Source organism: Haemophilus parainfluenzae T3T1, from assembly GCF_000210895.1.
Lineage (GTDB): Bacteria > Pseudomonadota > Gammaproteobacteria > Enterobacterales > Pasteurellaceae > Haemophilus_D > Haemophilus_D parainfluenzae_A.
Window position 1 is genome coordinate 1,378,379 of the sequence record NC_015964.1, and the last position, 23,388, is coordinate 1,401,766.

The 23,388-nt window shown below is 41.2% G+C and carries 16 protein-coding genes, 2 tRNA genes and 3 rRNA genes; 16 read left to right on the top strand and 5 right to left on the bottom strand.

What is annotated here, in order from left to right:
- The first annotated feature begins 124 nt into the window (after nucleotides 1–124).
- The 9 genes from PARA_RS07005 (at nucleotide 125) to PARA_RS07045 (ending at nucleotide 10,113) form a co-directional block, all read left to right on the top strand.
- Complete coding sequence (locus PARA_RS07005) at nucleotides 125–1,165, top strand: ABC transporter substrate-binding protein (RefSeq protein WP_014065145.1); 1,041 nt, start codon at nucleotides 125–127, stop codon at nucleotides 1,163–1,165.
- Between the two features lie 135 nt (nucleotides 1,166–1,300).
- Nucleotides 1,301–2,338 carry an ABC transporter substrate-binding protein gene (locus tag PARA_RS07010; RefSeq protein ID WP_005696379.1) on the top strand — a complete coding sequence of 346 codons (1,038 nt, stop codon included), beginning with the start codon at nucleotides 1,301–1,303 and terminating at the stop codon, nucleotides 2,336–2,338.
- Between the two features lie 66 nt (nucleotides 2,339–2,404).
- The gene (locus tag PARA_RS07015) at nucleotides 2,405–4,462 is read left to right on the top strand and encodes an ABC transporter permease (protein ID WP_014065146.1); all 2,058 of its coding nucleotides are present in this window, start codon (nucleotides 2,405–2,407) and stop codon (nucleotides 4,460–4,462) included.
- A 24-nt stretch (nucleotides 4,463–4,486) separates the two neighbouring features.
- Nucleotides 4,487–5,539 carry a ferric ABC transporter ATP-binding protein gene (gene fbpC / locus PARA_RS07020; protein ID WP_014065147.1) on the top strand — a complete coding sequence of 351 codons (1,053 nt, stop codon included), beginning with the start codon at nucleotides 4,487–4,489 and terminating at the stop codon, nucleotides 5,537–5,539.
- Nucleotides 5,540–5,685: 146 nt separating this feature from the next.
- Entirely contained in the window at nucleotides 5,686–7,641 is a 1,956-nt protein-coding gene (locus PARA_RS07025) for a site-specific recombinase (protein ID WP_014065148.1), read from the top strand.
- Between the two features lie 114 nt (nucleotides 7,642–7,755).
- Nucleotides 7,756–8,685 (top strand): LysR family transcriptional regulator, encoded by a 930-nt coding sequence (locus PARA_RS07030; RefSeq protein ID WP_014065149.1) that lies wholly within the window; start codon nucleotides 7,756–7,758, stop codon nucleotides 8,683–8,685.
- Between the two features lie 9 nt (nucleotides 8,686–8,694).
- Nucleotides 8,695–9,420, top strand: a complete 726-nt coding sequence (gene azlC / locus PARA_RS07035; protein ID WP_014065150.1) for an azaleucine resistance protein AzlC — start codon at nucleotides 8,695–8,697, stop codon at nucleotides 9,418–9,420.
- Nucleotides 9,417–9,746 (top strand): branched-chain amino acid transporter permease, encoded by a 330-nt coding sequence (locus tag PARA_RS07040; RefSeq protein ID WP_014065151.1) that lies wholly within the window; start codon nucleotides 9,417–9,419, stop codon nucleotides 9,744–9,746. The genes azlC and PARA_RS07040 overlap by 4 nt, the downstream gene beginning before the upstream one ends.
- Before the next feature lie 121 nt (nucleotides 9,747–9,867).
- The gene (locus PARA_RS07045; protein WP_014065152.1) at nucleotides 9,868–10,113 is read left to right on the top strand and encodes a YgjV family protein; all 246 of its coding nucleotides are present in this window, start codon (nucleotides 9,868–9,870) and stop codon (nucleotides 10,111–10,113) included.
- Nucleotides 10,114–10,134: 21 nt separating this feature from the next.
- Here PARA_RS07045 and PARA_RS07050 read toward each other — a convergent pair whose 3' ends face one another.
- Nucleotides 10,135–11,067 (bottom strand): AEC family transporter, encoded by a 933-nt coding sequence (locus PARA_RS07050; RefSeq protein ID WP_014065153.1) that lies wholly within the window; start codon nucleotides 11,065–11,067, stop codon nucleotides 10,135–10,137.
- 182 nt (nucleotides 11,068–11,249) lie between these two features.
- Here PARA_RS07050 and PARA_RS07055 point away from each other — a divergent pair, with 182 nt between their 5' ends.
- Nucleotides 11,250–12,281, top strand: coding sequence for a S66 family peptidase (locus tag PARA_RS07055; protein ID WP_014065154.1), 1,032 nt, complete (start codon nucleotides 11,250–11,252; stop codon nucleotides 12,279–12,281).
- A 119-nt stretch (nucleotides 12,282–12,400) separates the two neighbouring features.
- Here PARA_RS07055 and guaA read toward each other — a convergent pair whose 3' ends face one another.
- The 3 genes from guaA to guaB are packed head-to-tail and all read right to left on the bottom strand — an operon-like array spanning nucleotide 12,401 to nucleotide 15,860.
- Nucleotides 12,401–13,960 carry a glutamine-hydrolyzing GMP synthase gene (gene guaA / locus PARA_RS07060; protein ID WP_014065155.1) on the bottom strand — a complete coding sequence of 520 codons (1,560 nt, stop codon included), beginning with the start codon at nucleotides 13,958–13,960 and terminating at the stop codon, nucleotides 12,401–12,403.
- Nucleotides 13,961–13,968: 8 nt separating this feature from the next.
- Nucleotides 13,969–14,379: a hypothetical protein gene (locus PARA_RS07065; protein WP_041918255.1), complete on the bottom strand. Its 411-nt coding sequence runs from the start codon at nucleotides 14,377–14,379 to the stop codon at nucleotides 13,969–13,971.
- Nucleotides 14,380–14,396: 17 nt separating this feature from the next.
- Nucleotides 14,397–15,860: an IMP dehydrogenase gene (gene guaB / locus PARA_RS07070; RefSeq protein ID WP_005697778.1), complete on the bottom strand. Its 1,464-nt coding sequence runs from the start codon at nucleotides 15,858–15,860 to the stop codon at nucleotides 14,397–14,399.
- A gap of 127 nt (nucleotides 15,861–15,987) precedes the next feature.
- Here guaB and birA point away from each other — a divergent pair, with 127 nt between their 5' ends.
- Nucleotides 15,988–16,908, top strand: coding sequence for a bifunctional biotin--[acetyl-CoA-carboxylase] ligase/biotin operon repressor BirA (gene birA, locus PARA_RS07075; RefSeq protein WP_167313615.1), 921 nt, complete (start codon nucleotides 15,988–15,990; stop codon nucleotides 16,906–16,908).
- A gap of 41 nt (nucleotides 16,909–16,949) precedes the next feature.
- Here birA and PARA_RS07080 read toward each other — a convergent pair whose 3' ends face one another.
- Nucleotides 16,950–17,771 (bottom strand): DUF5718 family protein, encoded by an 822-nt coding sequence (locus tag PARA_RS07080; protein WP_014065158.1) that lies wholly within the window; start codon nucleotides 17,769–17,771, stop codon nucleotides 16,950–16,952.
- A gap of 376 nt (nucleotides 17,772–18,147) precedes the next feature.
- Between PARA_RS07080 and PARA_RS07085 the strand changes: the two genes are divergently transcribed.
- The 5 genes from PARA_RS07085 (at nucleotide 18,148) to rrf (ending at nucleotide 23,368) form a co-directional block, all read left to right on the top strand.
- A 16S ribosomal RNA gene (locus PARA_RS07085) occupies nucleotides 18,148–19,687 on the top strand.
- A gap of 82 nt (nucleotides 19,688–19,769) precedes the next feature.
- Nucleotides 19,770–19,846: transfer RNA gene (locus tag PARA_RS07090), tRNA-Ile, on the top strand.
- 53 nt (nucleotides 19,847–19,899) lie between these two features.
- A tRNA-Ala gene (locus PARA_RS07095) sits at nucleotides 19,900–19,975 on the top strand.
- A 232-nt stretch (nucleotides 19,976–20,207) separates the two neighbouring features.
- Nucleotides 20,208–23,105: ribosomal RNA gene (locus tag PARA_RS07100) — 23S ribosomal RNA — on the top strand.
- Nucleotides 23,106–23,252: 147 nt separating this feature from the next.
- A 5S ribosomal RNA gene (gene rrf / locus PARA_RS07105) occupies nucleotides 23,253–23,368 on the top strand.
- Together the 16S, 23S and 5S rRNA genes with 2 tRNA genes alongside form the textbook arrangement of a ribosomal RNA operon.
- Nucleotides 23,369–23,388 lie beyond the last annotated feature (20 nt).

Sequence of the window (23,388 nt, forward strand, 5' to 3'; positions counted from 1 at the left end):
CCTTTCTTTCTTTTTTTATTTTAATTTTTTAAATTTGTGAAGTACTTCACGGAAATTTTTTTCGTTTTCGCTTACGCTGTGCTCGTTTTTATTATTTCATCTGTGTTATTTATGAGGAGCTACAATGAAAATGAATAAAATTTCTCTCTCAATTTCAACCGCACTTTTAGCTGCTGGTTTCATGACATCATCTGCTGTTAATGCTCAAGGGCGTTTGGTGGTGTATTGTAGTGCGACCAACATTCTTTGTGAAACGACAACGAAAGCGTTTGGCGAAAAATATGATGTGAAAACCTCATTTATTCGCAATGGTTCAGGCAGTACTTTCGCAAAAGTTGAAGCAGAAAAAAATAACCCGCAAGCAGACGTATGGTTTGGTGGTACATTCGACCCTCAAGCACAAGCGGCTGAATTAGGCTTAATCGAACCTTATAAATCTAAACACATTGATGAAATCGTAGAACGTTTCCGTGATCCAGCGAAAACCAAAGGACATTATGTCTCTGCGATTTACATGGGTATCTTAGGTTTTGGTGTGAATACCGAGCGTTTAGCAAAATTAGGTATTAAAGAAGTACCAAAATGCTGGAAAGATTTAACTGATCCTCGCTTAAAAGGCGAAGTGCAAATTGCTGACCCACAAAGTGCAGGTACAGCTTACACTGCATTGGCAACTTTCGTTCAGCTTTGGGGCGAAGAAAAAGCCTTTGATTTCTTAAAAGCATTACATCCAAACGTATCTCAATACACCAAATCAGGTGTCACCCCGTCTCGTAATGCGGCACGTGGTGAAACTGCGGTAGGTATCGGTTTCTTACACGATTATGCACTTGAAAAACGTCAAGGTGCGCCGTTGGAATTAGTGGTGCCTTGCGAAGGTACTGGCTATGAATTAGGTGGCGTGAGTATCTTAAAAGGTGCGCGTAACATCGATAATGCAAAATTATTCGTGGATTGGGCATTATCTAAAGAAGGTCAAGAGTTAGCATGGAAACAAGGTGATTCTTTACAAATCTTAACCAACACCACAGCGGAACAATCGCCAACCGCGTTTGATCCAAGTAAACTTAATCTGATCAATTATGACTTTGAAAAATACGGTGCAACCGAACAACGCAAAGCCTTAATTGAAAAATGGGTTCAAGACGTTAAATTAGCGAAATAGTAGTTAAAGTGCGGTTGAAAAACATGAGATTTTTGACCGCACTTTTGCCATTTTAGCCCCACTAAATAGTTTTTACGTGGGTTTCTACGATGAGCGTATCAGCTCATCTTCTTTTATAAACACAGGAGTGAACCAATGAAAATGTCTAACGTTGCTTTAGCACTTTCTGGTGTTGTATTTGGTGGCGTGTTACTGAGCTCTCACGCATCAGCAGCAGAAGGCCGTTTAGTTGTTTATTGCAGTGCACAAAACACGATGTGCGAGCAAGAAACCATGGCTTTTGAGAAAAAATACGGTATTAAAACCAGTTTTATCCGTGGTGGCACAGGCACAATTTTAGCCAAAATTGATGCTGAGAAAGACAACCCTCAAGGGGATGTGTGGTATGGCGGTACGCTGGATCCTCATTCTCAAGCGGGTGAAATGGGCTTACTTGAAGCGTATAAGTCACCAAATCTCGCACAAATTCCTGAACAGTTTAGAGACCCTGCTAAAATTAAAGGCAACTATTCCTCCGCGATTTATCTCGGTGTATTAGGCTTCGGTATTAACCCAGAACGTTTGAAAAAGCTTAATTTACCGACACCAAAATGTTGGAAAGATCTAGCCGATCCTGCGTATCGTAATGAGATCCAAGCAGCCGATCCTCAAAGTTCAGGAACAGGTTATACTCAGTTAGCGACCTATATCCAACTTTGGGGTGAGGATGAAGCGTTCAAATATCTCAAAGAACTCAATAAAAACGTTTCCCAATATACTAAATCCGGTAACACCGCAACCCGTAATACAGCGCGTGGTGAAACCGCAATCGGAATTGGTTTTTTACATGAATATTCTTTAGAGAAAGCAAAAGGCGCACCGGTTGAATTAGTTGTACCTTGCGAAGGTACAGGCTATGAAATTGGTGGCGTGAGCATTATTAAAGGTGCAAGAAACCTTGAAAATGCGAAATTATTTGTGGATTGGGCGTTATCAAAAGAAGCGCAAGAGTTAACCTGGAAAAAAGGGGAAGCGTATTCTATTTTAACCAATAGCACTGCTGAGCAATCGCCTTATGCGCTCGATTTTAAATCCATCAATTTAATTAATTATGATTTTGACAAATACGGCTCAAGTGATTTACGTAAACGTTTGATCACAAAATGGGTTGATGATGTTAAATTAGCAAAATAATGATGTATACATAGCGAAATAATAGCTATTATATTATTTCGCTTTTTTTCTTTTATGCGAGGTTGTATGAACGCAAATAAACTTCCTATTATCCAATCCGCTAATTTTTGGATAATTCTTGCAGTGATTGCATTTCTTCTTCTGCCTTCCCATGCTTTAGATTATGGCTTGTTTGAAAGCACAAGCGATGAATACCTAGGTGCAATGGGGTGGTCTTCATTAAATATTACGGTATTATGGTTTTTACCGGTTCTTTTATACGGTTTGATGCCGCTTCTTAAATTACCGAAGGATACACAAGCGAAAGCAGAGCTTTATCTTGTTGCTGCGGCGGCATTGTTTATCTTTGTCAGTGCGACAATTTATAAAGTCAGCATGGGTTATTCTGTGATTGTATTAATCTCGAGTTTAACCGCATTGGCGACGTTTTCTTTCGCCAAATTAAAAGTGATGCAAGGGGATAAATTTATTATTGCCTCTTTACTTTGCATTATCTTATTAATTTTCTTCTTCATCGTTTATCCAACATTGGCTATCTTTGTTTCAATGTTCTATGACGGTGATACTTTTGCACCGCAACAAGTGATGCGAATTTTAACTCAAAGCTATATTGTACGTGTTATTAGTAACTCGCTATTCTTGTCTGGCTTTGTAGGAATCGTATCAACGATTTTCGGTTTGGCATTTGCGCTTTATACCACCCGTATTGCACGTAGAACGGCATTTATTGGTAAAATTTTCTCTATTTTACCAATCGTCACACCGCCATTCGTTGTGGGCTTAGGGGTAACATTAATGCTTGGCCGTTCTGGTTATGTGACAGAGTTCTTATCCACAACATTTGGATTTGAGAACCATAACTGGTTATACGGTTTCAACGGGATTGCCATTGCACAGATTCTTGCTTTTGCGCCGATTTCATTCATGATTTTAGATGGGGCATTAAAATCGGTTCATCCATCAATTGAAGAGGCGTCTTACACCTTACGTGCAAATCGTTACCAAACTTTCTTCAATATCATCTTCCCATTATTACGTCCGGCATTGGCAAACTCATTCTTAATCGTGTTTATCCAATCCTTAGCGGATTTTAGTAACCCATTAGTATTGGGCGGTAGCTTTGACGTCATCGCGACACAAATCTACTTCTATATCGCAGGCTCACAATTAGATTATGCTTCAGCAAGTACGTTAGGTTCGATGCTTTTAATCTTCTCATTAGCCGTATTTATCATCCAATATATTTGGATTGGTAACCGCTCTTATGTGACCGTTTCAGGTAAATCCTATCGTGGCGATGTACAAGATTTACCAACTGGTTTGAAATATACCATCATTTGTATGCTTGGTTTCTGGGTATTCTTTAACTTAGCGTTATACGGCAGTATTTTCTATGGTAGTTTCACTGTAAACTGGGGCGTGGATTATACTTTAACCTTCAAAAACTATGCGATGTTATTCGGACAAGGCTTAAGTGATGGGGCATGGCCATCATTGATTAATACCTTAATCTATGCAGGAATTGCCGCACCATTGACCGCACTTTTCGGTTTATTAATTGCATATATTGTGGTGCGTAAAGATTTCCAAGGTAAAAAATCTCTTGAGTTCTTAACTATGCTTTGTTTTGCGGTACCAGGAACCGTTGCAGGGGTATCTTATATTTTAGCCTTTAACAATGCGCCACTTTACATTACGGGTACCAGCATTATCGTGATCATCTCAATGGTCATGCGTGATTTACCAATCGGTATGCGAGCAGCGATTGCAGGTCTTGGTCAATTAGATAAATCACTCGATGAAGCATCTCTTTCTTTAAAAGGCAGCTCATGGAAAACCTTATGGTTTATCGTTTTACCATTGTTAAAACCAGCGTTACTTTCTGCATTGGTCACCAGCTTCGTTCGTGCGATGACTACCGTAAGTGCGATTATCTTCTTAGTCACTGCTGATACACGTGTGGCAACAGCCTATATTTTAAACCGTGTAGAAGATGGTGAATATGGTGTTGCTATCGCATACGGTTCAATTTTAATCATCGTGATGATGGCTATTATTTTATTCTTTGACTGGATTGTGGGTGATACCCGAATTTCCCGTTCTAAAGCGAAAAAAATGAATTAACTCGTTAAGTTGTAGGTAAATATTATGAGTAATAATGATTTCTTAGTATTAAAAAATATCACCAAATCTTTTGGTAAATCCACAGTCATTGATAATTTAGATTTAACCATTAAACGTGGCACCATGGTGACCTTATTAGGGCCATCTGGTTGTGGTAAAACCACTGTGTTACGTTTAGTGGCAGGCTTAGAAAACCCAACTTCAGGTCAAATTTTTATTGATGGTGAAGATGTAACCAAATCGTCTATTCAAAATCGTGATATTTGTATCGTATTCCAATCTTACGCATTGTTCCCGCATATGAGCATCGGTGATAACGTCGGTTATGGTTTACGTATGCAAGGCGTGGGTAAAGAAGAGCGCGCTAAACGTGTAAAAGAAGCGTTAGAATTGGTTGACTTAGCGGGGTTTGAAGATCGTTTTGTGGATCAAATTTCGGGTGGTCAACAACAACGTGTGGCATTAGCACGTGCGTTAGTATTAAAACCAAAAGTATTACTTTTTGATGAACCATTAAGTAACTTGGATGCAAACTTACGTCGTTCTATGCGTGAAAAAATCCGTGAATTACAACAAAGTTTAGGTATTACCTCACTTTATGTGACTCACGACCAAACTGAAGCATTTGCGGTATCCGATGAAGTTATCGTCATGAATAAAGGTAAAATCATGCAAAAAGCACCTGCAAAAGAGCTTTATTTGCGTCCAAACTCTTTATTCCTAGCAAACTTCATGGGCGAATCGAGTATCTTTGAAGCTAAATTGGAAAATAACACTATTGATGTTAATGGTTACAAATTACCATTAAGTAATGCCGCGCAATTTAATTTACCAGATGGCGAATGCTTAGTGGGCGTGCGTCCTGAAGCGATTTATTTAAAAGCCGAAGGTGAAGCTGCACAACAATGTGAAATCAAGAGTGCAGTCTATATGGGTAACCACTGGGAAGTGGTGGCAATTTGGGCAGGCAAAGAATTGCTCATTAACACCAAACCAGAAGACTTCAATGCTGATCTCAAACAAGCTTATGTGAACTTCTCTGAACAAGGTATTTTCTTGTTGAAGAAAGAGAAATAATATCAATTTAAGGGCGTATGGAAGCATACGCCTTTTCTTTTAAAATCCTTTCAAAATTGACCGCACTTTTCCGCTCATTTTTACTTTATCTAACAGAGCTGTATAATGTCTCGCTTTTGAATATAAATGATAGAAGGAGAAAGCTCATGATTAAAACCGATACCTTACCGCAATTTTTGCGTAACAAAGTGGCGGAAAATGATGCTTTTGGTCTTGTAGAGGGCTTGTGCCAATTATTACGTAGCAGCCCCACAGAAAAAATTTCGCCGACCTTGCATTTATTTAAGTTTATCTTAAAGAACGATAAAGAATTAGGCTATTCTGTTTCGAAATTATTATGCGGTTGGTTATGTGGTTTACGTCTTTATCCCTTGTTTATTAGCAGCGGAATTCTTACGCGTGGCGGTTTTGGACAAGAAATGAAAACGCGTATTTATGAGCGTTTTAACCCGTCTTTTAAAGATATTAATGATTTACGTGATATTTTTTATTTATTGTTCAGTGATAAAAATGATGCCCGCTGGATTGATGCCGTCCCATTAAAAACATGGCGAGGCGTATTTGGTGTTTTAACCCGTTATACAGAACAAAAAGATCGTGAGCGTTTAAAAAATCATATTGAAAGTGAAGGGCTATTTGCCATTGAAATGCTTTCAATTTGGATTGCCGCTGAAGATATGGATCCTGAGCTGATGCGAATGGAACCTTCTCTGTTGAATGCAGATTCGCCTTTTGTGGCTTTACACCATGAAGTGGTTGATTGGGTAGAGGCGCGTCGCCAATCAACGGTTTTTGATGATAGCCATTTACAGGTAATGTTTGATCAATGTAAGGCATTGATTATTGGCTTACAGAAACGTGGGGCGGTAGTGGGATCATCCTTAAATACGGCGTATTTATTGGAACGTCTTTCCCAGACTTTAGAACGATTAGAAACCTTGATGGCGATTTTTGTTTCAAATCGCTATTTGCCGCGTCGAATCTTATTATTAACCGGTTGTTTTGCTCGTGCAGCAGCAGAACGACATAGTATTTCGCGACTATGGAAACAAAGCTCAGGATTGATGGCTCGTAGTGTTACGCAGAATGCCGGCGATCATGGTGAGCATTACATTACTCGAGATAAAAAAGAGTATTGGGCAATGTTTTATTCTGCAGCGGGTGGTGGTGTATTAATTGCACTGATGGCGTTATTTAAAACCTATCTAGGTAGCATCATTGATGACAAAGTCTGGAAAGGGATTGCCGAAGGCTTAAATTACGGCTTAGGTTTTATGGTGATCTTTATGTTGCATTTCACAGTTGCAACCAAACAGCCAGCCATGACTGCAGCCCGTTTTGCTGAGGCTGTTGAGAAAACGCCTCAAGGTAAAACCGTCAATATGAAATTAGCCCAATTATTAGTGGATGTATTTCGTTCTCAAAGTATTGCTGTGCTAGGTAATGTGCTCATTGCGATGGGCTTAGCCGCATTGATTGCGTTTGGTTACCAATATAAAACGGGTGAGCCATTGATGAATGCCGATCAAATCGCGTATCAGTTGCATAGCATTGATCCTTTTGCAGGAACCTTATGGTTTGCCGCCATTGCGGGTGTATGGTTATTCTGCTCAGGGATTATTTCGGGCTATTTTGATAACCGCAGCAATTATTTGAATATGCGCATGCGTTTAGCCCAACATCCATTATTGAAAAAATTAATGTCTGAGAAATCTCGCGTTAAATTTGCTAATTATATGCATGAGAATTATGGCTCGCTTATCGGTAACCTTTGCTTTGGTATGCTGCTTGGTATTACCGGTGTGGTGGGTTACTTAACGCACCTTCCGTTAGATATTCGTCATGTGGCATTTTCATCTGCGAATGTGGGTTATATTGCAGTGAGCGGACAATTCACCTATTCATTGCTTTTACAATGCATTGGTTTTGTATTATTAATTGGTTTAGTGAATTTAATTGTCAGTTTTTCATTAACGCTTTGGGTTGCATTGCGTTCTTTGAATGCGGAAATTGATAGCTGGTGGCCAATTTGGTATGAAGTTTGTCAAATTGTGAAAAAACGTCCATTGAGCTTATTTCTTCCTGTTCAATTAGATAAATAATCGGCCTAAGTGCGGTCAAAAATATCAACGTTTTTGACCGCACTTTCTTTTCGACAAATTTAATTTGCGTTATCATGTTGCTCATCTAATGCTATAACTTTATGAATTATTCTAATGAAACCCACATTTCTTGAACTTCGTCACCTAAGAACCTTGCTTGCTTTAAAGGAAACAGGCAGTGTTTCAATGGCGGCAAAACGTGTGTATTTAACACAATCAGCACTTTCTCATCAAATTAAGTTAATGGAAGAGCAATTCGGTTTACCTCTATTTGAGCGTAAAAGTAATCCATTGCGTTTTACCGCAGCAGGCGATCGTTTGATTCGTCTTGCCAATGAAATTCTTCCAAAAGTAGTTGATGCAGAACGTGAGCTCGCACGCGTAAAACACGGTGATGCAGGTCAGTTAAGAATTGCAGTAGAGTGTCATACTTGCTTCGACTGGTTAATGCCGGCGATGGATGAGTTTCGTCAGCATTGGAGCCTAGTAGAATTGGATATCGTCTCAGGTTTCCATACCGATCCTGTAGGATTGTTGTTGTCTCATCGTGCAGATTGGGCGATTGTGTCAGACGTTGAACAAAATGATGATGTTTTATTTAAGCCGCTGTTTTCTTATGAAATGGTGGGGATTTGTTCTAAAGATCATCCATTAGCCAATAAAGACGTTTGGCAGGCGGAAGATTTTGCTGAAGAAACTTGGGTAACCTATCCCGTGCCTGATGATATGTTAGATTTATATCGTCAAGTGTTGAAACCGAAAGGCATTAATCCGCCGCGTCGTACAACAGAGCTAACGATCGCCTTGATCCAGTTAGTGGCAAGTCATCGGGGAATTGCCACTGTGCCTTATTGGGCGGCATTGCCTTATTTAGAAAAAGGGTATGTGGTGGCACGCAAAATTACAGAAGAAGGGTTGTACAGTAACCTTTATGCGGCAATTCGTAAAGAAGATGCCAATTTAGCTTATATCGAAGATTTCCATCAAACAGTAAAAGCACAAAGTTTTTCGACCTTACCTGGTTTGTCTGTTTTAGAGTTGTAGTAGGTCAATATGTCAGAAGTAGTGACAGAAAATCCCATCAAAGCCGCAGCAAAAGCGGCATTTCCTTACAGCATGCCAATGCTTGCCGGATTTTTATTTTTAGGCATTGCATATGGCATTTACATGAAAGCACTTGGATTCGGTGTTTGGTTCCCTGTTGCAATGGCAGCACTCATTTATGCGGGCTCCGTGGAGTTTATTGCTGCTGCAGCATTAGTCATGCCTTTTTCGCCTTTAAGTGTCGCATTAGTTACGCTGATGGTAAGTGGTCGTCAGATTTTTTATGCCATTTCCATGTTAGAAAAATATGGTGCTCAAATTGGGAAAAAACGTTGGTATTTAATTAGTACTCTAGTAGATGAAAGTTTTTCCCTTAACTATATGGCGAAGATTCCCGATCATTTAGATAAAGGCTGGTATATGTTCTTTGTCAGTTTTTATCTCCATCTTTATTGGGTCGTTGGAGCGGGATTAGGTAATCTATTTGGTTCAATCATTCCTTTTGATTTAAAAGGGGTAGAGTTTGGTATGACCGCGCTTTTCCTGGTGATTTTTGCTGAAAACTGGCTCAAAGAGAAATCTCATGAAAGTTCATTATTAGGTTTAGGTGTGGCTTTTGCATCGCTGTTAATTGTTGGGAAAGAACACTTTTTAGTGCCAACACTCATTAGTATTTGGATTCTGTTAACCGTAAGACGCCCGAAACTTTCATCTAAATTGGAGGCACTAAAATGACATTGATGGAACAAATTATCACTATTGTGATTTGTATTGTGTGCGTGCAATTTACTCGATTATTGCCCTTCTGGATCTTTCCCGCCAATCGCCCGATTCCAGACTATATTCGTTATCTTGGCAAAGTATTGCCTGCGGCGATGTTTGGGATGTTAGTGGTGTATTGCTATAAAAATGTGGATGTGTTGAGTGGTTATCACGGCTTACCCGATTTCATTGCGGGTGCTTTGGTATTAGGGTTACATTTCTGGAAAAAGAACATGTTTCTTTCTATCTCAGCAGGCACAATTTTTTATATGTTTTTAGTGCAAAAAGTCTTTATCTGAGCGAATGTTGAGTGAAATAAAAATTTCTTGATATTGCAATCGGTTGCCTTTATTTCGCCTCTTTTCCTGAATTCCAAAATCTTTTATGATGCCGCCTCAATCATTGTTGACGGAGAGATTTATGGAATTTAATTTCATCGAATTATTAGGTTATTTGGCAACATTCTTTGTGGCTGCGTCTTTTTTATTTAAATCGATTGTTCACTTGAGAGTTGTTAATGCAATTGGAGCGGTACTTTTTGTCGTTTACAGTTTGATCATCAAATCTTATCCAGTTGCGCTTCTAAACGCCTTCTTAGTTTTCGTTAACTTATATCAACTTTATCGTTTGAAAAAAGAGCAGCCGGCATCAAAAGTGCTTAAATAATTGACCGCACTTTTCCACGATTTACCCCCATATTTGATATAAGGCAATCACCAGTGGCATAGTAAACATACAAAGCAGCGTCGTTACACCATAGATGGCGCTGGCTTTCTGTGGATTGTTGTTATAAATCACTGCCATTTGTGTCACGGTTGAAGCAGATGGGCTCGTGGTTGCTAAAAAGCTAATCAACACAATAATTTCGCCTTTTTCAGCCCAATGCACAAACCCAATCAGTTTTATTAATACCAATAATGCAATCGGAATAAGTAACAAGCGCAAAAGTGTGACTAAATAAATGCGTTTGGATGATACGATGCTCCGTAAAGGAATTGCCGCAATCAGCATACCCGCAACAAGCATGGCATTTGGACCAATAAATAAGCCAATCGAAGAGAGTGTACCATTGATAATACTTGGTAATTTTATTTGAAAAGCAAATAAAAATGCTCCGACGAGAATTGACCAAATATTGATGTTTTTGGCAATCATCTTCAAGGATAAATTTCCTTTTCCTACAATAATCAAACGGCAATGCGTCCAAAATAGAAAGGTTTGAACCACAATAAAACAGCTGGCGTAAATTACCCATTCTTTGCCAAATAACGACATCACAATTGGAATAATTAAGTTACCAGAATTGGAATAAATGGAAGTGGCATGTTCAATAGGATCAAGGTTTAATAGGCGCTTTAACAGACTGCCAATAATAATCAGAATAACCTGAAGAAACACCGCCATAAGCAGTGAAAGCTGTAAACCTTGCAAAATTTCAGGCGTGTAATCAATTTGAAAGGCTTCAATCATCACTGCAGGACTGATGACATAAAGCCCAATAACGGAAAGCGTCTTGCTATCTTCAGATTTTAATAATTTTGATTTAACCAACCCATAGCCAATAAGCACAATAAGTGTCAGTTCAATAATTTTAGTGCCGAGTAAAAATGCGATGTCCATAGTGAATCTTGCTTGGAAAAGTTGTAGATATTAAACAATAGATAAAAGAAAAAACAAAATAACTTTTATAATTATTCATCACATAGTATTGTGTTTTAGATGTAAGTCTTTGGTCGTTACAAATCTAACAGAGAATATGAAAAATAGATGTTGTAAGCGATAGGATAATTGAGAGAGGAAATATGAGAGTCAAAAAAATTGGTATTGTTAGTTTATCGAGCGGCATTATGGGGGAAGGCTTTATTCAACATGAACTTAATATCGGGTTGGAGAGATTAAAACAATATGGTATTGAAGTTGAGTTTCTGCCTAATGCGCTTAAGGGGATGGAATTTATAAAAAATCATCCTGAATGCAGAGCTCAAGACTTATTGACCGCATTTATGGATGACTCGATTGATATGATTTTGTGTGCGATTGGTGGTGAAGACACTTATAGATTATTACCTTATCTTTTTGATAATAATGAGTTAGAAAAGGTCGTAACACAGAAAATATTTTTAGGCTTCTCGGATACCACGATAAATCACTTTATGTTGCATAAAGTCGGCATTAAGACTTTTTATGGACAAGCATTTTTACCTGACGTATGCGAGCTTTCCAAAGATATGTTGCCATATACCAAACAATATTTTGAAGAACTGGTGACTACAGGGAAAATTAAGGAAATACGCCCAAGTGATGTATGGTATCAAGAAAGAGAGGATTTTAGTGAAAATACGGTTGGGGTAGAAATGTGTAGCTATCCAAACAAAGGCTTTGAATTATTAAAAGGGCAATCAATATTTAAAGGGAAGATATTGGGCGGGTGCTTAGAGTCAATTTATGATATTTTTGATAACGCTAGATTTGAGGATACCGTTTCTTTATGTGAAAAATATAACCTTTTTCCAAAATTAGAGGATTGGAAGGGAAAAATTCTACTTTTAGAAACGAGTGAAGAGAAAACAGCACCTGAATTATTTAGAAAAATGATTAATGTGCTGAAAGACTATGGGCTATTTGATGTTCTGACAGGTGTTTTAGTTGGAAAGCCACAGAATGAAACATATTATGACGAATATAAATCAATTTTGCTGGAAGAGCTTTCAGATAAAAATGTGTCAATCGTTTACAATGTGAATGTTGGGCATGCTACACCGAGATGTATCATTCCTTTTGGGGGTAAGGCAGAAGTCAATGTAAAAGAACAAGTAATAACGTTCAATTATTAAAATCTATATTGTTTTTAAATGCGTTGATTAGTAATTATGGTGAAATAAATAAAGCCTTGATATGCAAGGCTTTATTTGGTGTATTGAAATAATTAGGAAGTATCTGAAAAAGTGATTTTTTATTCCCACTCGATAGTTGCTGGGGGTTTTCCACTGATGTCGTACACCACGCGGGAAATACCATTCACTTCGTTGATAATGCGGTTAGACACTTTGCCTAATAAATCATAAGGCAAGTGAGCCCAATGTGCGGTCATAAAGTCGATGGTTTCTACCGCACGTAGTGAGATAACCCAATCGTATTTACGGCCATCGCCCATCACACCAACAGATTTCACTGGTAAGAATACGCTGAAAGCCTGACTGGTTTTTTCATACCAACCGCTGTTGCGTAATTCTTCGATAAAGATTGCATCCGCACGGCGTAATAAATCGCAGTATTCTTTTTTCACTTCGCCTAATACACGCACGCCTAAACCTGGGCCAGGGAACGGGTGGCGGTTGATCATTTCAGCTGGTAAGCCTAATGCTAAACCGATTTTACGCACCTCATCTTTAAATAATTCACGTAAAGGTTCAACTAAGCCAAGTTTCATATAGTCTGGTAAGCCACCTACGTTGTGGTGTGATTTAATTACATGTGCTTTACCGGTTTTGCTTGCTGCGGATTCGATGACATCAGGGTAGATCGTACCTTGTGCCAACCATTTCACATTAGTGAGTTTTTTCGATTCATCATCGAACACATCAACAAACACTTTACCGATAATTTTACGTTTTGCTTCAGGATCCGATACACCTGCAAGCTCACCTAAGAAACGGCTTTCCGCATCAACACGGGTAATGTTCAAGCCGAATTTATCGCCAAACATTTCCATGACTTGATCGCCTTCGTGTAAGCGGAGTAAACCGTTATCCACGAATACGCAGTGTAAGTTTTTGCCGATAGCACGGTGTAAAAGTAATGCAACCACAGAAGAGTCGACACCACCAGATAAACCTAGAATCACTTCATCATCACCCACTTGCTCTTTAATGCGAGCAACGGCATCTTCGATAATGTTTTCTGCTGTCCATTTTGTTTCGCAACCACAAATGTTTACCACGAAATTCATTAATAATTCCAAGCCTTTTTTAGTATGGGTCACTTCTGGGTGGAATTGTACGCCGTAGAAACGACGGCTTTCATCAGACATCGCGGCAATTGGACAGGTTGGAGTCGTACCAGTAACTTGGAAGTTTTCAGGTAAACGAGTTACTTTATCGCCATGGCTCATCCATACATCCAATTTGCTATCGCCATCATTTAAATGAGCGAAAAGTGCGGTCGGATTATCCATTAAAACAGAAGCATAGCCGAATTCACGATGCTCAGAGGTTTCAGTTAAACCGCCAAGTTGCATCGCCATTGTTTGCATACCGTAACAAATACCCAATACAGGCACACCTGCATTAAATACATATTCAGGTGCACGCGGGCTGTTTTCTTCAGTGGTACTTTCTGGACCACCAGAAAGAATGATACCGTCTGGATTAAATTCACGGATTTGTTCTTCAGTTACATCCCACGCCCAAAGTTCGCAGTACACACCGATTTCACGTACACGACGTGCAATCAGTTGAGTATATTGTGAACCGAAGTCGAGGATCAGGATTTTATGATTGTGGATGTTTGTCATTTTTTTCTCTAAATTGTATTAATTTTCTTTAGTGGAAAGATATATACTTTGCGGTTATTTCCATTTTTATCTTTCTGAGTTTTCTTAATAATCGGCCCCGCTAATGTAACAACCCCTTCATAAATATATGAATTAGGTGCGTCGTTTTCGAATAAGTGTAGAGTAACATTGTTACTATCTGATTCCGATAAAGTTTTATTTTGAGAGCTTAGGGTTTGATTGCCAGTTAATCCCATCCCTGTTAAGTATAAAATATCATTTTCCCAGTAATTGATATACGTCTGTTGTCCATAAGTTTTGGTAACTAAAACAAGAGTTTTAGTTTTTAGAGATCTTCTCATACCACCTTGAGTTGAACATTTAAAAATATCGCATAATTCTTGGTTAGTTATTTTTTGTTTAACATTAGGGAGATGCATATAAAATACCTTTTATTTTAACCCATACGATAGTTTGGCGCTTCTTTAGTAATGGTTACGTCATGAACGTGGCTTTCTTTAATACCCGCACCACTGATGCGAACGAATTCTGCTTTTGTACGTAATTCTTCGATAGTTGCGCAGCCAGTTAAGCCCATGCAAGAACGTAAGCCACCCATTTGTTGGTGGATAATTTCTTTTAAGTAACCTTTATATGGAATACGACCTTCGATACCTTCTGGTACGAGTTTGTCTGCCGCGTTATCTGATTGGAAGTAACGATCTGATGAGCCTTTTGCCATCGCACCTAATGAACCCATACCACGGTAAGATTTAAATGCACGACCTTGATAAAGTTCGATTTCACCCGGTGCTTCTTCAGTACCGGCAAACATTGAACCCACCATTACACAGCTTGCACCTGCAGCGATAGCTTTTGCAATATCACCAGAGAAACGGATGCCACCGTCAGCGATAACTGGAATACCACGATCTTTTAATGCCGCAGCTGCATCAGCGATAGCGGTGATTTGTGGAACACCTACACCAGTCACGATACGAGTGGTACAAATAGAGCCAGGGCCGATACCTACTTTCACTGCGCTTGCGCCTGCGTCTGCAAGTGCGATAGCACCTTCAGCAGTCGCTACGTTACCCGCAACGATAGGTAAGTTTGGATATTTTGCACGAGTTTCACGAACACGTTGTAACACACCTTCAGAGTGACCGTGAGAAGAGTCGATTAACAACACATCTACGCCGGCTTTCACTAAAGCATCAATACGTTCTTCGTTACCTGGGCCTGCACCTACAGCCGCACCAACACGTAAACGACCGAATTCATCTTTACATGCATTTGGTTTTTGTTCCGCTTTTTGGAAGTCTTTAACGGTGATCATGCCTTTTAATTTGAATGCATCATCTACTACAAGTACTTTCTCTACGCGGTTTTGATGCATTAATTCTAAAATCGTTTCACGGCTTGCACCTTCTTTTACGGTGACTAAATCTTCTTTTTTTGTCATTAATTGTGAAACAGTTTTACTTAAATCTTTTACGAAACGCGTGTCACGGCCAGTGATGATACCGATTAAGTTATTTTCAGCATCGACAACAGGGTAGCCTGCGAAGCCGTTTTTCTTCACCATTTCAGCAAGTGCTGCAAGGGTTAAATCTGGCGAAACTGTCACAGGTTCAGAAACGATACCACTTTCGAATTTTTTCACTTTACGAACACGATCCGCTTGGCGTTCGATCGTCATGTTTTTATGAATAAAGCCGATACCACCTTCTTGTGCTAAAGAGATTGCTAATTTGGTTTCTGTGACAGTATCCATTGCAGCAGAAAGCATAGGAATATTTAAGCGAATTTCTTTGGTGAGTTGAGTTGAGAGGTTGGCTGTGTTCGGAAGAACAGTTGAATGAGCGGGGACGAGTAGAACGTCGTCAAAAGTCAGAGCTTCTTGTTTGATTCTAAGCATGGCAATATCTCGCGGTTAAAAATTGTGTCAAAAAATATTGCGGCGGGATTATACAGATTTTTCATGTGGTTGAAAATGAATTTTTTCGCTTTTATGGTAAGATTTGCCAAGGTTTTTATGAGAAGGAATGAATATGTCATCGCTATTGGATTGTTTGTCTGATTGCCAACCTAAAGTGCAGTCAGATTTGATGTCGTTTTTAAATATTACGTCGAATGAATTGACGCAAGAAATAGCATTGTTGAGAGAAGTGGGATTGAATATTCAAGAAGAAAATGAGGTTTATCAGCTTGTGCCAGAAATGCCCTTGTTAAATCCGCAAGCAATTTCGACCACACTTTCACCTTATTCCGTGCATTATCATCGAACCATTTCTTCAACAAATGAATTTATATCAAGACAAATTGAGCAATTAAAAAAAGGTGATTTGTGTTTGGCAGAATATCAAACAGCCGGGCGTGGTCGTCGTGGTCGCCAATGGCTTTCACCGTTTGCAGGGCAGTTAATTTTCAGTTTTTATTGGACGATAGATCCTAAAAAAGCATTGGATGGATTAAGTTTAGTGATTGGTTTGGCTATTGCAGAAGCGTTAAATGTGAAAGTGAAATGGCCAAATGATATTTTGCTTTCAGGGCGAAAACTAGGTGGCATATTAGTAGAAATTATTAATAATAAGAATGGTTTATTAAACTTAGTGATTGGTATTGGAATTAATGTGAAGTTACCCCAATCAACCGAAATTAGTCAGCCGTATGCGCAGCTAACCGAACAGGATCCAAATATAGATCGTGAGACGATCCTTATTAAAGTAATTCAGCGCATTTATTCTCGATTAGCTAAATTTGAAGAAAAGGGCATTGATGAGGAATTCATGCAACAATGGATAAACCATAATGAATTTTTTGGTGATGAAGTGAATGTCTTTACTGAACAAGGTGCGATTTCAGGTATAGAGCAGGGAATTGATAAACGTGGTTATTTAAAAGTCATAACCGATGAAGGAGAGCGGTATTTTAATGCTGGAGAAGTTTCTTTAAGAAGAAAGTAAAAAAAGTGCGGTCAAAATTAACCGCACTTTTTATATGTATGCTAAACCACTTCCTGAATAAGCGTTGAAATGTCATCCGCAAATTTTTCATCTCTTGCCATTTGCTCAATTTCCTCTGCAGAATATTTTTCACCATTATACACAGCAACAATACTGAGATCATTAGGCTGCAAGAAATGCGTTTCACCAAACTCGGTATAACGGGTGGCGCCAATACTAATAATAGCCTGTTTCGGATAGTTTGCTTGTTCTAATAAAGAAGCAATATGATTCATTGGTCCCTCATCGGGTTGATTATTCATTCTATCGACGATCCAATCTAATAATTGTTGGTGGAAATAGCTATAACCGATAGCGGGGCTGTCAATACCATACGTATTGAGCTCGCTATTTCTTTTATGGAAGCAAGCGATACGATATTGATCAATTTCACTTCCCTTAATAAAGGAAGAAAGAGGAATTAGTTTGGTAGAAATACCTTTACTTGCCGCTCCCCAGTTTTTCTTTTCACAAATTTTTTTCGCATTAGGTCGACGAATAGAGCAGTCATTATAGGCTGCAAAATAGCACGGAATAATTTTCTCAACTTGCTTTTCTTTATAGATAAGATCACAAATAAGTGCAATTTCAGGCTCAATTTGCAGATTATCAGCACCTTGTGGAAAATTAATTTGATTGTGACTTAAAGGAAAGGTAGAAAGAAAGCCGGCTTTTTCGCTTGGCACATAAAACGGGAAAATCGCTTTGGGTTGAATGGCATTTTCTGTTTTTACTTGAGTGAAATCAGCCGCTTCGCCGGCTTGCTCTAAATGACCTGCGAAATTTCCTGCCACACCGAAACCAATCATTTGTTCAAAATTCATAAAGACCTCATTAGATTGCTTACTCTTTTTGGGGTAATTTACCTTGAATGTTGAACAAAGACAATTCGCTTTGATGATTAAATCATCAGACAGTAAAAAAATTGAATTTTTTTATAAAAAAGCACTTGCAAAGAATTCTGAAAGTCCTATAATACGCCCCACACAACGACGCGCTGTTGTGAATCTTTAATAAAACCAGTGCGTCGTTGTTTTTTGCTCTTTAACAATATATCAGACAATCTGTGTGGGCACTTGTTGATTGACTTGTTTTAAAAATATTTTTTAATTTTGAAGTCTTAATAGGTGCTAACTAGAAATTCATAATACTTTTTTAAGTAGTGACATTTTATGTCAGCAGTATTGAGCGATTGAACTTGAATTGAAGAGTTTGATCATGGCTCAGATTGAACGCTGGCGGCAGGCTTAACACATGCAAGTCGAACGGTAACATAAAGAAGCTTGCTTCTTTGATGACGAGTGGCGGACGGGTGAGTAATGCTTGGGAATCTAGCTTATGGAGGGGGATAACTACGGGAAACTGTAGCTAATACCGCGTAATATCGAAAGATTAAAGTGTGGGACCTTCGGGCCACATGCCATAGGATGAGCCCAAGTGGGATTAGGTAGTTGGTGAGGTAAAGGCTCACCAAGCCGACGATCTCTAGCTGGTCTGAGAGGATGACCAGCCACACTGGGACTGAGACACGGCCCAGACTCCTACGGGAGGCAGCAGTGGGGAATATTGCGCAATGGGGGCAACCCTGACGCAGCCATGCCGCGTGAATGAAGAAGGCCTTCGGGTTGTAAAGTTCTTTCGGTAGCGAGGAAGGCATTTAGTTTAATAGACTAGGTGATTGACGTTAACTACAGAAGAAGCACCGGCTAACTCCGTGCCAGCAGCCGCGGTAATACGGAGGGTGCGAGCGTTAATCGGAATAACTGGGCGTAAAGGGCACGCAGGCGGTGACTTAAGTGAGGTGTGAAAGCCCCGGGCTTAACCTGGGAATTGCATTTCATACTGGGTCGCTAGAGTACTTTAGGGAGGGGTAGAATTCCACGTGTAGCGGTGAAATGCGTAGAGATGTGGAGGAATACCGAAGGCGAAGGCAGCCCCTTGGGAATGTACTGACGCTCATGTGCGAAAGCGTGGGGAGCAAACAGGATTAGATACCCTGGTAGTCCACGCTGTAAACGATGTCGATTTGGGGGTTGAGCTTTAAGTTTGGCGCCCGTAGCTAACGTGATAAATCGACCGCCTGGGGAGTACGGCCGCAAGGTTAAAACTCAAATGAATTGACGGGGGCCCGCACAAGCGGTGGAGCATGTGGTTTAATTCGATGCAACGCGAAGAACCTTACCTACTCTTGACATCCAGAGAACTTTCCAGAGATGGATTGGTGCCTTCGGGAACTCTGAGACAGGTGCTGCATGGCTGTCGTCAGCTCGTGTTGTGAAATGTTGGGTTAAGTCCCGCAACGAGCGCAACCCTTATCCTTTGTTGCCAGCGATTAGGTCGGGAACTCAAAGGAGACTGCCGGTGATAAACCGGAGGAAGGTGGGGATGACGTCAAGTCATCATGGCCCTTACGAGTAGGGCTACACACGTGCTACAATGGCGTATACAGAGGGAAGCGATAGTGCGAGCTGGAGCGAATCTCACAAAGTACGTCTAAGTCCGGATTGGAGTCTGCAACTCGACTCCATGAAGTCGGAATCGCTAGTAATCGCAAATCAGAATGTTGCGGTGAATACGTTCCCGGGCCTTGTACACACCGCCCGTCACACCATGGGAGTGGGTTGTACCAGAAGTAGATAGCTTAACCTTCGGGAGGGCGTTTACCACGGTATGATTCATGACTGGGGTGAAGTCGTAACAAGGTAACCGTAGGGGAACCTGCGGTTGGATCACCTCCTTACCAAAAACGAGAGACAATAAGTGTCCACACAGATTGATTGATGTATTGTAGGCAATATCGAGCAGAAAGCCGTTATTCCCTTGGGTCTGTAGCTCAGGTGGTTAGAGCGCACCCCTGATAAGGGTGAGGTCGGTGGTTCAAGTCCACTCAGACCCACCACTCAAACTGAGTGAGTGATGAAGGTGAATAAGGTAATAAATAAACGATGACATGGGGATATAGCTCAGCTGGGAGAGCGCCTGCCTTGCACGCAGGAGGTCAGCGGTTCGATCCCGCTTATCTCCACCACTTATCATCGTTAAGTAAATTGAGTTTTTATACTTAGTGAGTTTATTTAACGATGATAACTGAAAATGTTATTTCTGTTCTTTAACAACCAGGAAACAAGCTGAAAAACTGAAGAGACTTTCAAGTCCTTTAAAGGATAAGAAAAAGTCTGAGTAAGAAGAAAATCTTGATTGAACAAAAGCAATCAAGTGTTTAGTTGAAAACACAACATCAAGAATTTTTGAGGTTGTATAGTTAAGTGACTAAGCGTACAAGGTGGATGCCTTGGCAATCAGAGGCGACGAAGGACGTGCTAATCTGCGAAAAGCTTGGATGAGTCGATAAGAGGCGTTTAATCCAAGATGTCCGAATGGGGAAACCCAGTAGATGAAGAATCTACTATCACTTACTGAATCCATAGGTAAGTGAGGCAAACCGGGAGAACTGAAACATCTAAGTACCCCGAGGAAAAGAAATCAACCGAGATTTCGTTAGTAGCGGCGAGCGAACGCGAAGGAGCCTGTTAGTGATAATGACAGAGACAGAGGAACAAGCTGGGAAGCTTGGCGATACAGGGTGATAGCCCCGTACTCGAAGTCCAGGTCATGGTACTAAGCTAACGATAAGTAGGGCGGGACACGTGATATCCTGTTTGAAGATGGGGGGACCATCCTCCAAGGCTAAATACTCCTGATTGACCGATAGTGAACCAGTACTGTGAAGGAAAGGCGAAAAGAACCCCGGTGAGGGGAGTGAAATAGAACCTGAAACCTTGTACGTACAAGCAGTGGGAGCCCTTTAAGGGTGACTGCGTACCTTTTGTATAATGGGTCAGCGACTTATATTTTGTAGCGAGGTTAACCGAATAGGGGAGCCGAAGGGAAACCGAGTCTTAACTGGGCGTCTAGTTGCAAGGTATAGACCCGAAACCCGGTGATCTAGCCATGGGCAGGTTGAAGGTTGGGTAACACTAACTGGAGGACCGAACCGACTAATGTTGAAAAATTAGCGGATGACTTGTGGCTGGGGGTGAAAGGCCAATCAAACCGGGAGATAGCTGGTTCTCCCCGAAATCTATTTAGGTAGAGCCTTGAGCGGACACCTTCGGGGGTAGAGCACTGTTTCGGCTAGGGGTCCATCCCGGATTACCAACCCGATGCAAACTACGAATACCGAAGAGTGATACTCAGGAGACACACGGCGGGTGCTAACGTCCGTCGTGGAGAGGGAAACAACCCAGACCGCCAGCTAAGGTCCCAAAGTCTATATTAAGTGGGAAACGAAGTGGGAAGGCTTAGACAGCTAGGATGTTGGCTTAGAAGCAGCCATCATTTAAAGAAAGCGTAATAGCTCACTAGTCGAGTCGGCCTGCGCGGAAGATGTAACGGGGCTCAAATATAGCACCGAAGCTGCGGCATCAGACGAAAGTCTGTTGGGTAGGGGAGCGTTCTGTAAGCGGATGAAGGTGGCTCGAGAGGGCTGCTGGACGTATCAGAAGTGCGAATGCTGACATAAGTAACGATAAAACGGGTGAAAAACCCGTTCGCCGGAAGACCAAGGGTTCCTGTCCAACGTTAATCGGGGCAGGGTGAGTCGGCCCCTAAGGCGAGGCTGAAAAGCGTAGTCGATGGGAAACGGGTTAATATTCCCGTACTTGGATAAACTGCGATGTGGGGACGGAGCAGGTTAGGTTATCGCACTGTTGGATATGTGCGTTTAAGTTTGTAGGTGTGAAGTTTAGGCAAATCCGGACTTCTTTAACACTGAGAGATGATGACGAGGCTCTACGGAGCTGAAGTAACCGATACCACACTTCCAGGAAAAGCCACTAAGCTTCAGGTTTATCTAAACCGTACTGAAAACCGACACAGGTGGTCAGGTAGAGAATACTCAGGCGCTTGAGAGAACTCGGGTGAAGGAACTAGGCAAAATAGCACCGTAACTTCGGGAGAAGGTGCGCCGGCGTAGATTGTAGTCCCTTGCGGGCGAAGGTTGAACCGGTCGAAGATACCAGCTGGCTGCAACTGTTTATTAAAAACACAGCACTCTGCAAACACGAAAGTGGACGTATAGGGTGTGATGCCTGCCCGGTGCTGGAAGGTTAATTGATGGTGTAATCGAAAGAGAAGCTCCTGATCGAAGCCCCAGTAAACGGCGGCCGTAACTATAACGGTCCTAAGGTAGCGAAATTCCTTGTCGGGTAAGTTCCGACCTGCACGAATGGCATAATGATGGCCAGGCTGTCTCCACCCGAGACTCAGTGAAATTGAAATCGCCGTGAAGATGCGGTGTACCCGCGGCTAGACGGAAAGACCCCGTGAACCTTTACTATAGCTTGACACTGAACATTGAATTTTGATGTGTAGGATAGGTGGGAGACTATGAAGATGATACGCCAGTATTGTTGGAGTCGTCCTTGAAATACCACCCTTTAACGTTTGATGTTCTAACGAAGATTACGAAACGTGGTCTCGGACAGTGTCTGGTGGGTAGTTTGACTGGGGCGGTCTCCTCCCAAAGAGTAACGGAGGAGCACGAAGGTTTGCTAATGACGGTCGGACATCGTCAGGTTAGTGCAATGGTATAAGCAAGCTTAACTGCGAGACAGACAAGTCGAGCAGGTACGAAAGTAGGTCATAGTGATCCGGTGGTTCTGAATGGAAGGGCCATCGCTCAACGGATAAAAGGTACTCCGGGGATAACAGGCTGATACCGCCCAAGAGTTCATATCGACGGCGGTGTTTGGCACCTCGATGTCGGCTCATCACATCCTGGGGCTGAAGTAGGTCCCAAGGGTATGGCTGTTCGCCATTTAAAGTGGTACGCGAGCTGGGTTTAGAACGTCGTGAGACAGTTCGGTCCCTATCTGCCGTGGGCGTTGGAGAATTGATTGGGGCTGCTCCTAGTACGAGAGGACCGGAGTGGACGCACCACTGGTGTTCCGGTTGTGTCGCCAGACGCATTGCCGGGTAGCTAAGTGCGGAAGAGATAAGTGCTGAAAGCATCTAAGCACGAAACTTGCCAAGAGATGAGTTCTCCCTGTCTTTAAGACAGTAAGGGTTGTTTAAGACTAAGACGTAGATAGGTCTGGTGTGTAAGCGGTGCGAGCCGTTGAGCTAACAGATACTAATTGCCCGAGAGGCTTAACTATACAACGCTCAAGGGTTTTGGGTGTTGAGAAGACGAAACAAACTCAGAGAAGAAAGAGAAAGTTTTGAAGTTAAATCAGCTTGTTTGGTTGTGAGCACTAGAGATAGTGAGAGCAGAAAGAGATAGAAGAAGTTATTAAAGGAATAATCCTGGCGGCGATAGAGCGGTGGTCCCACCTGACCCCATACCGAACTCAGAAGTGAAACGCCGATGCGCCGATGGTAGTGTGGGGCTTCCCCATGTGAGAGTAGGACACCGCCAGGTACTGAATGTGAACCCCGAGC